The 11,460-nt window shown below is 70.7% G+C and carries 11 protein-coding genes; 4 read left to right on the top strand and 7 right to left on the bottom strand.

All coding sequences use genetic code 11. The annotated features are described in order from the left end of the window. Positions 1 to 186: 186 nt before the first annotated feature. Together KBX34_RS29940 and KBX34_RS29935 are read right to left on the bottom strand one after the other, a co-directional pair. Positions 187 to 1,395, bottom strand: coding sequence for a D-alanyl-D-alanine carboxypeptidase family protein (locus KBX34_RS29940; RefSeq protein ID WP_210792889.1), 1,209 nt, complete (start codon positions 1,393 to 1,395; stop codon positions 187 to 189). 14 nt (positions 1,396 to 1,409) lie between these two features. Next, entirely contained in the window at positions 1,410 to 2,177 is a 768-nt protein-coding gene (locus KBX34_RS29935) for a MerR family transcriptional regulator (protein ID WP_210928329.1), read from the bottom strand. A 166-nt stretch (positions 2,178 to 2,343) separates the two neighbouring features. On the opposite strand from KBX34_RS29935, the gene KBX34_RS29930 reads away from it, so the two are divergent. Beyond that, entirely contained in the window at positions 2,344 to 4,620 is a 2,277-nt protein-coding gene (locus tag KBX34_RS29930; RefSeq protein ID WP_210928327.1) for an excinuclease ABC subunit UvrA, read from the top strand. Positions 4,621 to 4,734: 114 nt separating this feature from the next. Here the strand turns inward: KBX34_RS29930 and KBX34_RS29925 are convergent, their stop codons facing one another. The 3 genes from KBX34_RS29925 to KBX34_RS29915 all read right to left on the bottom strand — a co-directional run bounded on the left by KBX34_RS29925 (position 4,735) and on the right by KBX34_RS29915 (position 8,007). Then, positions 4,735 to 5,154, bottom strand: coding sequence for a protein-tyrosine phosphatase family protein (locus tag KBX34_RS29925; RefSeq protein WP_210928326.1), 420 nt, complete (start codon positions 5,152 to 5,154; stop codon positions 4,735 to 4,737). Positions 5,155 to 5,646: 492 nt separating this feature from the next. Continuing rightward, entirely contained in the window at positions 5,647 to 6,207 is a 561-nt protein-coding gene (locus KBX34_RS29920; protein WP_210928324.1) for a hypothetical protein, read from the bottom strand. Positions 6,208 to 7,089: 882 nt separating this feature from the next. Further along, complete coding sequence (locus tag KBX34_RS29915; RefSeq protein ID WP_210928322.1) at positions 7,090 to 8,007, bottom strand: DedA family protein; 918 nt, start codon at positions 8,005 to 8,007, stop codon at positions 7,090 to 7,092. Between KBX34_RS29915 and KBX34_RS29910 the strand changes: the two genes are divergently transcribed. The 3 genes from KBX34_RS29910 to KBX34_RS29900 are packed head-to-tail and all read left to right on the top strand — an operon-like array spanning position 8,006 to position 9,790. Further along, complete coding sequence (locus KBX34_RS29910) at positions 8,006 to 8,806, top strand: carbon-nitrogen hydrolase family protein (protein ID WP_210928320.1); 801 nt, start codon at positions 8,006 to 8,008, stop codon at positions 8,804 to 8,806. The genes KBX34_RS29915 and KBX34_RS29910 overlap by 2 nt on opposite strands. Beyond that, positions 8,806 to 9,246, top strand: a complete 441-nt coding sequence (locus KBX34_RS29905) for a VOC family protein (RefSeq protein WP_210928318.1) — start codon at positions 8,806 to 8,808, stop codon at positions 9,244 to 9,246. Before KBX34_RS29910 ends, KBX34_RS29905 begins: the two co-directional genes overlap by 1 nt. A gap of 46 nt (positions 9,247 to 9,292) precedes the next feature. After that, the gene (locus tag KBX34_RS29900) at positions 9,293 to 9,790 is read left to right on the top strand and encodes a DinB family protein (protein ID WP_210928316.1); all 498 of its coding nucleotides are present in this window, start codon (positions 9,293 to 9,295) and stop codon (positions 9,788 to 9,790) included. Positions 9,791 to 9,799: 9 nt separating this feature from the next. On the opposite strand, the gene KBX34_RS29895 is transcribed toward KBX34_RS29900, so the two are convergent. Together KBX34_RS29895 and KBX34_RS29890 are read right to left on the bottom strand one after the other, a co-directional pair. After that, positions 9,800 to 10,675: an alpha/beta fold hydrolase gene (locus tag KBX34_RS29895; protein WP_210928314.1), complete on the bottom strand. Its 876-nt coding sequence runs from the start codon at positions 10,673 to 10,675 to the stop codon at positions 9,800 to 9,802. A 111-nt stretch (positions 10,676 to 10,786) separates the two neighbouring features. Further along, positions 10,787 to 11,428 (bottom strand): histidine phosphatase family protein, encoded by a 642-nt coding sequence (locus tag KBX34_RS29890; RefSeq protein ID WP_088947860.1) that lies wholly within the window; start codon positions 11,426 to 11,428, stop codon positions 10,787 to 10,789. Positions 11,429 to 11,460 lie beyond the last annotated feature (32 nt).

Genomic DNA, 11,460 nt, shown 5'->3' with positions numbered 1-11,460 from the left:
CGAGTGAACTCCCACCGCGCCCCGGCGAGCACTGTCACCCCCGCGAGGCGGGTCAGGGCGCGCACCGGTCGGCGGGGTGCCGCCACGCCGGGGCGCGGTGGGAGTTCACTCGACACAGGGTTCCTCCTGGACTCGTGGTGCCAGAACGACCGGAGTCTATGGAGGGCAGCGCCGGATGTCGATCCGTCAGGGCAGCCGACGGCGGCGGCGCCACAGCAGCCCGCCCAGCAGCATCACCACACCCGCGGCGCTCACCGCGGTCACCGACCAGAGCCAACCCGAGCCGGTACGCGTCGGCCCGCTGGCTGCCGCCGGCCGAGGCGCACCCGGTGCCGCCAGCGCGGACGGCGCAGCCGACGGCGTCGCGGTCAACTCACCCGGCTCGACCAGCCGGCCGACGGAGGCGTCCCGGGGCAGCGTGAAACCCCAGTCCAGCAGGGCGGCGCCCTGCTCCCAACCGCGCATGGGCGTGGACTCCGCGCCCAGCAATGTCACCACCAGGCGTCGCCCGCCGCGTTCCGCCGCGCCCACGTAGGTGTGCCGCGCGAGGTCGGTGAAGCCGGTCTTGCCGCCGAGCGCTCCCGGGTACCGGTAGATGAGCTGGTTCTCGTTCTGGATCTCGAAACCCTTGGTGCGCTGCGCTGGCTGGACGGGAATCCGCGTGTGCTCGGTCAGCGCGTACCGGCGGAAGGTCGGATCGGCGAAGCAGGCCCGGGCGATCAACGCCAGGTCGTACGCGCTGGTGAACTGCCCCCGGCCATCCAGCCCGGACGGGGTTACCGCGTGCGTCTGGAGCGCGCCGAGATGGTGTGCGTGCTCGTTCATGGCGCGTACGCCGGCGGCGCTGTCGGTCCCGCTGCCGAGTCGGGCCAGCGCGTTGGCGGCCTCGTTGCCGGAGTTGAGCAGCAACCCGAGCCAGATGGTCTCGATGGTGTACCGGCCACCCGCTACGAGACCCACGGCCGAGGAGCCGGGCTCGATGTTCATGTCATCCTCGGTGACGGTGACCGTCTGCTTCGGGTCGAGCCGGGGCAGCATCGTGGCCGCGAGCAGGAGCTTCTGCACGCTGGCCGGGGTGCCGTACTCGTGGGGGCCGCACCCGCCGAGGATCTGGCCGCTGTCCAGGTCGGCGATCAGCCACGAGGTGGCGCTGACCCCCGGTGGCGCGCTGACGCCGGCCGGCGCGACCAGGCCGGTCGTGTCCAGCGCCGCGCCGCCGACCACCCGCTGCTCGGGCACGCCGGGCGGGGGCGAGGGTCGGGGCGGGCGGGACACCCCCGGCGCCGGCGCGCGGGGGCACCGCACGACCGGCGCGGCGGACGCTCCGGCGGAGGCGACCGGCGCGGGAGCGAGCAGAACGGCGGACGCGGTGGCCGCCAGCAGCGCAGTCCTCATGTGCCCGACCCTAGTCAACAAGATCCTCCGGCGGGACGGGTTGCCGCGGTCGGTCGGCCCGCCTCCTCGCGAGCGCGCAGGTAGTCGTCCAGGGCGGCACTGCCCCGCAGCCGGCGCAGACTGCGCGCGTGCAGCTCCTGCTCGCGGCGGGCAAGCTCCGCGCGGACCCGCTGCGGGCTCCCGGTGGTCCGCAACTCCCCCAGCACCGCCTCGATGATCTCGAACGGGTACGCACCTCGGCGCAGCAACGCGATGACCTGCGCGGCACGCAGCTCGGCCTCGTCGTACACCCGGTAGTTGGTGCCCGGGGTGCGGCGCGGCCGCAGCAGGTCGCGCTGCTCCCACAGCCGTAGCTGCGAGGTCCGGACGCCGACCAGGGCGGCGACCTCGCCGATGCGGGCGGCGCGGCGTGGTGCGGGCCGGGCCGCCGGTGGGCTGGCCAGCACGGTCTCGAACGCGCCGAGCACCCGGCGGATCTCGGCGCGTTCGCGGTCCAGTTCGGCGTGACCGCCGTCGAGCGCCGCGAGGGCGGCCGGCAGGTCACCCCCGTGCACCGCCGACATGATCTCCCGGGTACGACTCCAGCCGTGCCCCTCGGCCAACCGCCGCGCCACGGTGAGCGCCCGGGCGTGCTCGGTCGTGAAGATCCGGTAGCCGCTCGCGGTGCGCCCCGCCGGCGGCAGCACCCCCGACTCGACGTAGTTGCGCACCTGCTGCACCGAGATCCCTACGGTGGCCGCCAGGTCGACGGCGCGCAGCCGATTCTCCCGGGTGCCGTCCACGCGAGTCACCCTACCGCTTACGACGTGATTTGAGACTTTCCGGGACGTGCTGCTGACGCGAGCGCTCGAATTCCGGCAAAAGTCTCTACGTGGTGTTGAATGAGACAATGGAACCCGCCAGCATCGCGGGGGAAAGAGTCCCGCCACGACTCTGTGAAGGGTTCGCATGTCGCAGCCAGCATGGTCCGCCGCCGACAGCCACGACATGATCGAGGTACGCGGAGCGCGGGAGAACAATCTCGCCAGCGTCTCGGTCGACATCCCCAAGCGCCGGTTGACCGTCTTCACCGGTGTCTCCGGATCGGGCAAGTCGTCGCTGGTCTTCGGCACCATCGCCGCCGAGTCCCAGCGCATGATCAACGAGACCTACAGCGCGTTCCTCCAGTCGTTCATGCCGAACCTCAACCGGCCGGACGTCGACTCGCTGCGCAACCTCAGCGCGGCCATCGTCGTCGACCAGGAGCGGATGGGCGTCAACTCCCGCTCCACCGTCGGCACCGCCACAGACGCGTACGCGATGCTGCGGATCCTCTTCAGCCGGCTCGGCCAGCCGTCGATCGGCGGCGCCGGGGCGTTCAGCTTCAACCTGCCCGAGGGCATGTGCACCACCTGTGAAGGGCTGGGCCGCGTCTCCGACCTCGACATCAACGAGTTGGTGGACGTCGAGCGCTCCCTCAACGACGGCGCGATCACCGTGCCGAACTTCGCTGTCGACTCCTGGTACTGGCAGACCATCGTCGGCTCCGGCCTGTTCGACCCGGACGTCAAGCTGCAGGACTTCACCCCCCAACAGTGGGAGGACTTCCTCCACAAGCCGGCCACCAAGATCAAGGTGGGGAGCAACAACTGGACGTACGAGGGTCTGGCCGTCAAGGTCAAGCGGCTCCTCCTGACCAAGGACCGCGAGTCGATGCAACCGCACATCCGCGCCTTCGTCGACCGGGCCGTCACCTTCACCACCTGCGGCGACTGCGCCGGCACCCGACTCAACGCGGCGGCCCTGTCATCGCGGATCGCCGGACGCAACATCGCCGACTGCTCCGCCATGCAGATCAGCGACCTCGCGACGTTCGTCCGGGGCATCGACGACCCCGGGGTCGCACCACTGATCGCCAACCTCCGGGACCTGCTGGAGTCCCTGGTCGAGATCGGGTTGGGCTACCTCAGCCTGGACCGGGAGTCGGCCACCCTCTCCGGCGGTGAGGCGCAACGGGTGAAGATGGTCCGGCACCTCGGCTCCAGCCTCTCCGACGTCACGTACGTCTTCGACGAACCCACAGTCGGCCTGCACCCGCACGACATCGCCCGGATGAACGACCTGCTGCTGCGGTTGCGCGACAAGGGCAACACAGTGCTGGTGGTCGAGCACAAGCCGGAGACCATCACGATCGCCGACCACGTGGTCGACCTCGGGCCGGGAGCCGGCACCGACGGTGGCCGGATCTGCTTCACCGGCGACGTCCCCGGACTGCGCCGCTCCGACACGCTCACCGGCCGGCACCTGGACCACCGGGTGACACTGCGCGACGAGACGCGCCGACCCACCGGACAGCTCACCATCCGCCAAGCCGACCTGCACAACCTTCGCGACGTGGACGTGGACATCCCACTCGGGGTGCTCACCGTGGTCACCGGAGTCGCCGGCTCCGGCAAGAGCTCACTGATCCACGGGTCGCTGCGCGGCCGGGCCGGGGTCGTGATCGTGGACCAGTCCCCGATCCGGGGGTCCCGACGCAGCAACCCGGCCACCTACAGCGGGCTGCTCGACCCGATCCGTACCGCCTTCGCCAAGGCCAACGGCGTCAAGGCCGCCCTGTTCAGCGCCAACTCCGAGGGCGCCTGCCCGGCCTGCAAGGGAATCGGGCTGATCTACACGGACCTGGCGATGATGGCCGGCGTCGCGAGCGTCTGCGAACGGTGCGAGGGGCGACGCTTCACCGACGAGGTGCTCACGTACACGCTGCGCGGCAAGAACATCAGCGAGGTGCTGGCCATGTCGGTCACCGAGGCGCACGCCTTCTTTCCGCACCTCATCCTCGGCCGGCTGGTCGACGTCGGCCTCGGATACCTCAGCCTCGGCCAGCCGCTGACCACCCTGTCCGGCGGGGAACGGCAGCGACTCAAGCTCGCCATCCACCTGGCGGAGAAAACCACCACGTACGTGCTGGACGAACCCACCACCGGCCTGCACCTCGCAGACGTGGACCAGTTGCTGGCCCTGCTCGACCGAATGGTCGACGCCGGCAACACGGTGATCGTCATCGAGCACCACCAGGCGGTCATGGCGCACGCCGACTGGCTCGTCGACCTCGGCCCGGGCGCCGGGCACGACGGCGGCCGAATCGTCTTCACCGGCACACCCGCCGAACTGGTAGCCCACGGCGACACCCTCACCGCCACCCACCTGCGCGAGTACGTCGGCAAGACGGCAGCGGTCGCCTAGGCGCGCGACCCGACGGTCAGCCGGCCCGCGGTGGGCGGCGCGGCTGCGGGCGGTCGAGGGCCGGGTGGTCGGGCGGGCGGTGGTCGGCTACGCCTTGGCCGATGGCCGCGGCGGTCAGACCACTCGGCGCAGCCAGCGTCGCTGCCAGGGAGTCTCCACCGCCTTCGGGTGGTAGCCCGCCCGGACCCACGGCACCGCCCGGTCGGCAGGCAGGCCGTCGAGGATCGCCAGCGCGGCCAACGCCGTTCCGGTGCGCCCCACCCCACCCCGACAGGCCACCTCGACGCGCTCACCGTCGTGCGCCCGCCGCAGCGCCACCCGTAGGGCATCGAGGGCGTCCGCCCGATCGAGCGGTACCCAGAAATCGGGCCACCGGATTTTCCGGTGCGGCCAGGTCGGCTCCGGACCAGACGCCAACAGCAGGGCGAAGTCGGCGGGCGAGGTCACCGCACCGATGCGGCGCCCGCGCACCGTCGCCCCGCTGGGGAGTACGAGTACGCCCGGCTGCTCGGACCATGGCTGCGGGTCGGTCATCCGAGCATTGTGCCGCCGACTGACTGATCCATGGGCACAGACAGCGCCGCCCCCGGCCTTGTGGGCTCGGGGGCGGCGCTGGTGTCGGTGTGCAGGTCGCCTCTCGGCGAGTGGCGCGACGCGGCTCCAGCCGAACGGTATTCCGCGAAGGCATATTAGGTGAGGCCCGGGGACACTGAGTCACACCGACACTGACCACAACCAACCAACCCCCGCCCGTGTTCCCGCTTTCCTACCCGAGCCCCGTCCGCCCGGGCGGACTGGCCCGGGCGGGCCCGCCCGGCCGCTTGGGTCGATCAAGGAGTTGTGGTGCTGGACAAGACCACCCGAACCATCCTCAGCCCGGCACCACAAGTCCATGATCGACCGACCCGACCCGACCCGACCCGACCCGTCTCGAGCCGCGACGTGCGAGGTACGGATAGGCCGCTGGCCGGCACCCCGGGTTGGGGTGCCGGCCAGCGGTCGGGTCGTTCAGTGTTCGTGTTGGTGTCAGCTGTTCCAGTACTGGCCGACCAGGTCGGTGGCCTGCTGCTCCCACTGGGCGTACGCGTCCGGGTAAGCCGACACCTGGACGGTCTGCGCGGCGTCGGTCAGCGCCATGTCCTGCCACCCGTCGACTTGGCGGAGGCCCTTGAGGAACGCGGTGGTGGAGTAGGCGGGGTCGGTGATCTGCTCCGGCGTGCCCCAACCACTGGTCGGGCGCTGTTGGAACAGGCCCAGCGAGTCATGGTCATTGGCGTCGCCGAGGTGGCCCAGGTTCTCCAGCTTCGACTCCTGCAGGCTCGTCGCGATCGAGATCACCGCGGCGCGCTCGGGCAGGCCGGCCTTCTTCGTCGCGGCGATGATCGCCTTGACGTTCGCGGTCTGCTCATCATTGAGCGTGATGTGGGACTGCTCGCCCTGGGGCTTCGGGGCGGCCGACTGCACCGCCACCGCCACCGGCTTGGCATCCACGGGATTGGCGTGGGCGGCGATCGGGCCGGCGAAGACACCACCAGCGAACGCGAGACCAGCAACAGACAACATGCTCTTACGGAAGATCGTGTTCATGGGGGTAGCTCCTTCGGGGGTAGGAAACACCCGGGCCACCAATGGGGGTCGGCGACACAAGGGTGTGAGCACCTCGTCCGGCGCTGCATCAAACAAGGGGAAAAGTCTGGGGGAGATCGGCACCAGTTAAGCCGGGGGGCTTGCGGGGGCCGGGTCGGCGGCCTGCGAGCGGGGCTCGGGCGCCAGGTTCATGTGTAACGACCGGGGGTCGGGGGTCATTCCCCGGTGGGCTCATCCACCGACGTCCGCTCGGGTGAAGCGGTGCTCGGGTGGTCGCTCGTGGGGACTGCAACGACCGGGGACCCGGGGTCATTCCGCAGGCCGGGCCATTCCGTCGCACCCGATGGAGCGGGGCGCTGAGGAGGCTTCAACGATGCGGACCGGGTCGGCATTCCAACCCCGCTACCAGCTGTTCCAACCCCGGTTGGGCGGGGCGGTGAGGCGGTGGTCCTGCGATCGTCAGAGTGTGTAACGACCCCGCCCCGGCCATCATTCCGACCGACGGGTGCAGCGGTCACAGCCCACGGAGCCTCCGGAACCGGCAATCACCCAAAGCCCCCCACTCCGGCGGTCACGAACCAACCCGGCCGGGCTGATCCACCCCGGCCGGGCTGATCCACCCCAGCCGGGCATGATCCACTCGGCTTCAAGGAAGTCGGGGCATCCAAGACGTCTGGATGCCCCGACTTCACGAAAGCCGAGTCGATCAAGTCCAAGGGCGTCAGTGCCAGGGCCGCCCGGATCGGACAATCACCCCAATCGCGCCGTTGAGTCACGGGACTGGTCCATCACGGCCCGGAAGGTCACCTCGCCGGCAGCGAAACCGTTCGAGGCAGACGTTCTGGAAAGATCAGAATCGCAACCGATGCCGCGAAACCGGCCCTACCGCTGGTCGGAGCCCCACGAACCGCTGCGGTAGAGCGTGCCGCGACCATCCGGATCCGGCACACCACCGCCAGCCCCAACCCCACGATCCACGCCAAACCCACCATCGGCCCCGTAACCACCGGAACCGAAGCCGCCACCGGAACCGGACCCGCCATCAGAATCAAAGCCACCACCGGAACCGACCCCACCGGGCACACCCGATGACCGGCCCGAGTCGAGGTCATCCGATTCGGGGTTACGGGCGGCGCGCCGTGCCCGCAGCACGCGCGACCCGACGAACCAGGCCAGGCCCGCCACGCAGGCCACGATCACGACGTTCTGGAGTATGCCGACGTACCCCTCGACGAGATGCCAGTTGTCGCCGAGCAGGTAGCCGGCGAGCACGAAGGTCGTGTTCCAGATCAGGCTGCCCAGCGTGGTGTAGAGCAGGAACGTGGCGACGGGCATCCGTTCAACGCCGGCCGGGATGGAGATCAGACTCCGGAAGATCGGGATCATGCGGCCGAAGAAGACCGCCTTCACGCCGTGCCGGAGGAACCACGCCTCGGTCCGGTCCACGTCGGTGAGCTTCACCAGCGGCAGTCGGGCCACGATGGCGCGCATCCGGTCCCGGCCCAGCGACGCCCCGATCAGATAGAGCGCCAGCGCGCCCACCACCGAGCCCAGTGTGGTCCAGAAGATCGCACCGATCAGGCTGATCCGCCCCTGGGCGGCGACGAACCCGGCCAGCGGCAGGATCACCTCGCTGGGGATCGGCGGAAACAGGTTCTCCAGCGCCACCGCCAGGCCGGCACCCGGCCCACCGAGTCGTTCCACCAGGTCACTGACGTAGCCGACCATCCCATCCTGGGGTGGTTCGGCCGCAGCGGTCGGGGTTCCGGTGGCGAGCACGGCGTGGGACGTTCGAATCATGCGCCCACGTTACGAAGTGATCCTGAGAGCCGACCATGAGGCTGACCGCCCGGCCGCGCGGGTGGACCCCACCGGCGGGGGTGCGGAAACCCGCACCCCGCTACGGCTCGCGGTGGCGCAGCCGCTGTGCGTACCCCTGGATGTCGCGGCGAACGCGCGGGCGCACGCCGCCGCGGTCCGTGCGGCGGGTGCCCGGGTGGTGGTCTTTCCGGAACTGTCGCTGACCGGGTACGAGTTGGAGGCCCCGGTCGTGTCGTCCGATGACCCGCGGTTGGCGCCATTGGTCGAGGCGTGCGGCGAGGTGGGTGCGCTGGCCCTGGCCGGTGCACCGGTCGCGGGTGATCACATCGCGGTGCTGGCGGTGACCGGGGCCGGTGTGACGGTGGCGTACCGGAAGATGTGGCTGGGGGACGCGGAGGCCCGCCGGTTCCGGCCGGGCGATGCGCCGGTCGTGCTCGATGTGGACGGTTGGCGGGTGGGGTTGGCGATCTGCAAGGACACCGGGGTCGCCGCCCACGCGGAGCGGACGGCGGCGCTCGGGATCGACGTCTACGCGGCGGGTGTCCTGGAGTCCGCGCGCGACGCCGCCGTGACGGACCAGCGGGCGCACCGGATCGCCACCGCCCACCGGGTCTGGGTGGCGGTGGCGAGTTTCGCCGGTTCGACCGGCGGTGGTTACACCGAGGCGGCCGGACGGTCGGGGGTGTGGACGCCGCAGGGCGAGGTCGTCGCGCGCGCGGGCACCGAGCCGGGCGAGTCGGTCAGCACAGTGTTGTACGCCTCGGGCAGGATCAGCTGATGAGCACTGTCCCCTCCCGACTGTCCGTGGTCACGGTGGGAGCACGCGACATCGTGACGTTGCGGTCGTTCTACCGGTCACTGGGGTGGCCTGAGCTGCCGGCCAGCGACGACGGTTGGTCGGCCTTCCTGCTCGGTGGTGTGCTGTTCGCGCTCTACCCGCTGCCGGAGCTGGCCGCCGAGGCGGCGCCGGGCGTGCCCGCCCCGGCCGGTGGCTGGTCGGGCGTCACCCTGGCCTGCAATGTCGACAGCCGCGAGGAGGTCGACACGGCTTTCGCCGCGGCCGTCGAGGCGGGCGCGACGGTGGTGGCGGTGCCGACCGATCGGTCCTGGGGTGGGCGCTCCGGTTACATCGCGGACCCGGAGGGCAACCGCTGGGAGATCGCCTGGGCGGGCACGGCCCGCTTCGACGAGCGCGGCGCGCTCACCTCGTTCGGCTGAGCGGCTGGTGTTTGCGCCTCGGCCATGACCTTGGAATGCTTCGCGGGTGACTTCTTTTCCGGGGACGTTCGCTCACGATGTCATCAACCAGCCGGCGCAGGCGCAGATCGAGGCGTTCATCGACGAGCACCGCCGGGCGCTCAACGGCTGCCTGGACGGGATGACCGAGGAGCAGGCGCGCCGGTCGTTGGTGCCGTCCCGGACCACGCTGCTGGGTCTCGTGAAGCACGCCACCTTCGTGGAGAAGGTCTGGTTCGACGAGGCCGTCACCTGCCGGCCCCGCTCCGAGATCGGCATTCCCGCGACGCCGGACGAGTCGTTCATCCTCGATGACGACGACACGATCGCCTCGATCCAGCGAGCACACCGCGAGGCGTGCGAAGCCTCCCACCGCGCGACGGCGTCGTTGGGCCTGGACGACGTGCTCCGCGGCAACCGGCGCGGCCCGCTGCCGCTGCGTTGGGTGTACCTGCACGTGCTGCGCGAGCTGGCCCAGCACTGTGGGCACGCCGAGATCCTGCGTGAGCAGCTCCTGGCCGAATAGCGCTGGCGGTCAACCTGCGTCCAGCACCTCCCGCAACCGTGTCGCGAACTCCTCGGGCTTGCCCGCGTAGCCGAACTCACCCCCGAGGAAGCCGCCGTGGTGACTCGGGAACACCACGGGCTGCTGGCCAAGGACGGCCGCCATGCCGAGGGATGTCCGCGCGGTGTACGTCCCCGCCGACTCCTCACCGACCGCGACCACGATCCGGGTCGGTGCGGCGGTGAGCAGGCCCGCGTCGGGCTGGTAGTCCGTGATCGCCCACGAGTTCTGCGACAACAGCGGGTCGTCGCGGGTGCCGTCGTCGTCGGTCGACATGCCGAACATCGCCGGGTCGGGCGTCGGCTGGGCGAAGTAGGCATCGGTGAACTCGCCCTGCCACGACGTCATCGCGATGAACGCGGCCATTCCTGCGCCGGTGCCCTTCGCCTGGTACGCCTCGTAGAAGCCGGCCCGCGCGCGCTCGGCGGCGCTGGCGTCGGGGAGCACCGCGTTGATCGGCGGCTCGTGCGCCACCAACGTGACGACGTCGTGCGGGTACGTCGCGACGAGTTCGAGTGCCGTCACCGCACCGCCGCTGCTGGCGAACACGTCGACCGGGCCGACGCCGAGCGCCTCGATCAGCAGGTGCAGGTCGGCCGCCTGCTGCTGCGGCGTGTGGTCGATGCGACCGTCCTTGCGGACGCTGCGGCCGAGCCCGCGTGGGTCGTAGGTGACGACGGTACGGTCGGTGAAGTGCGGGGCGAGCGCGGTGAAGCCCTCCGCCGTCATCGGTTGACCGATCATGAGCAGCACGGGGTGCCCGCCGGACGGGGGCAGCGGACCGCGGACGTCGTAGACCAGGTCGACGCCGGGCACGGCGAGGGTGTGTGTCTGCGTTGTCGTCATGTCGGTGAGACTACGACCGGCGGAAACCGATGGGCGAGTACGCCGTGCCGACGACATCCATGCACGTACCGGTGGATCGTCGAGGACGACCAGGTGCTCGGCGGTACTGGATCACGCTTTAGCCCACCCGCCGGTGTCACCGAAGCGGCGCAGCGTCCACCGGGCGGGAGGCCAACCGCCGGGGTCGTGGTCGGTGGTCCATTCGGTGATCGAGGCCGGAGGCACGTCCAGGTCGAACCCCCGAAAGACCGGCTGCGCGGCGAGCGCGTGGAACGCGCCCTCGACGGTTTCGCTGTGACCGACCAGAACCACTGTGGCGCCCCGGTGCCGGTGGGCGATCTCCATGATCGCTCGGCTGACCCGGACGACCAGTTCGGCCCAGCTCTCGTTGCCCTCCTCGAACGGCCGGAACACGCCCCCGCCGGGCACCGCGTGTTCGGTGCGGAAGCGGGCGGTCGGCAGGCCGTCGGCGTACGGGGGTGTGTGCCAGGTGCACAGGCCACAGTCGGCCACGGGCCGAACGCCGAAGGCGGTGGCGATCGGTTGGGCGGTCTCGACCGCCCTGCGCAGCACGGACGAGTAGACCGCCACCGGCCGGTCGGCGGCGACCTCGTTGGTGAGCCGGTTGGCGAGATCGTGTGCCTGTTCGTGGCCGAGGGCGGTGAGGCCCCGACAACCACGTGGCCCGCCCACGATTCCTTCGAGTTGGTGGAGCGACTCGCCATGTCGCACGAAGATCAGACGTGTCCGCATCGGGACATCATGCCAGCGGTATCGACGGGGAT

The organism is Micromonospora sp. M61 (assembly GCF_018070245.1).
Classification (GTDB): Bacteria; Actinomycetota; Actinomycetes; order Mycobacteriales; family Micromonosporaceae; genus Micromonospora; species Micromonospora zamorensis.
This window is presented reverse-complemented; position numbering and strand designations above follow the sequence as displayed.

Bases quoted from the DNA above. Each gene is read 5' to 3' on its own strand.
- KBX34_RS29940 (WP_210792889.1), bottom strand. From the start codon at position 1,395: ATGAGGACTGCGCTGCTGGCGGCCACCGCGTCCGCCGTTCTGCTCGCT.
- KBX34_RS29930 (WP_210928327.1), top strand. From the start codon at position 2,344: ATGTCGCAGCCAGCATGGTCCGCCGCCGACAGCCACGACATGATCGAG.
- KBX34_RS29925 (WP_210928326.1), bottom strand. From the start codon at position 5,154: ATGACCGACCCGCAGCCATGGTCCGAGCAGCCGGGCGTACTCGTACTC.
- KBX34_RS29920 (WP_210928324.1), bottom strand. From the start codon at position 6,207: ATGAACACGATCTTCCGTAAGAGCATGTTGTCTGTTGCTGGTCTCGCG.
- KBX34_RS29910 (WP_210928320.1), top strand. From the start codon at position 8,006: ATGCGCCCACGTTACGAAGTGATCCTGAGAGCCGACCATGAGGCTGAC.
- KBX34_RS29915 (WP_210928322.1), bottom strand. From the start codon at position 8,007: ATGATTCGAACGTCCCACGCCGTGCTCGCCACCGGAACCCCGACCGCT.
- KBX34_RS29905 (WP_210928318.1), top strand. From the start codon at position 8,806: ATGAGCACTGTCCCCTCCCGACTGTCCGTGGTCACGGTGGGAGCACGC.
- KBX34_RS29895 (WP_210928314.1), bottom strand. From the start codon at position 10,675: ATGACGACAACGCAGACACACACCCTCGCCGTGCCCGGCGTCGACCTG.
- KBX34_RS29890 (WP_088947860.1), bottom strand. From the start codon at position 11,428: ATGCGGACACGTCTGATCTTCGTGCGACATGGCGAGTCGCTCCACCAA.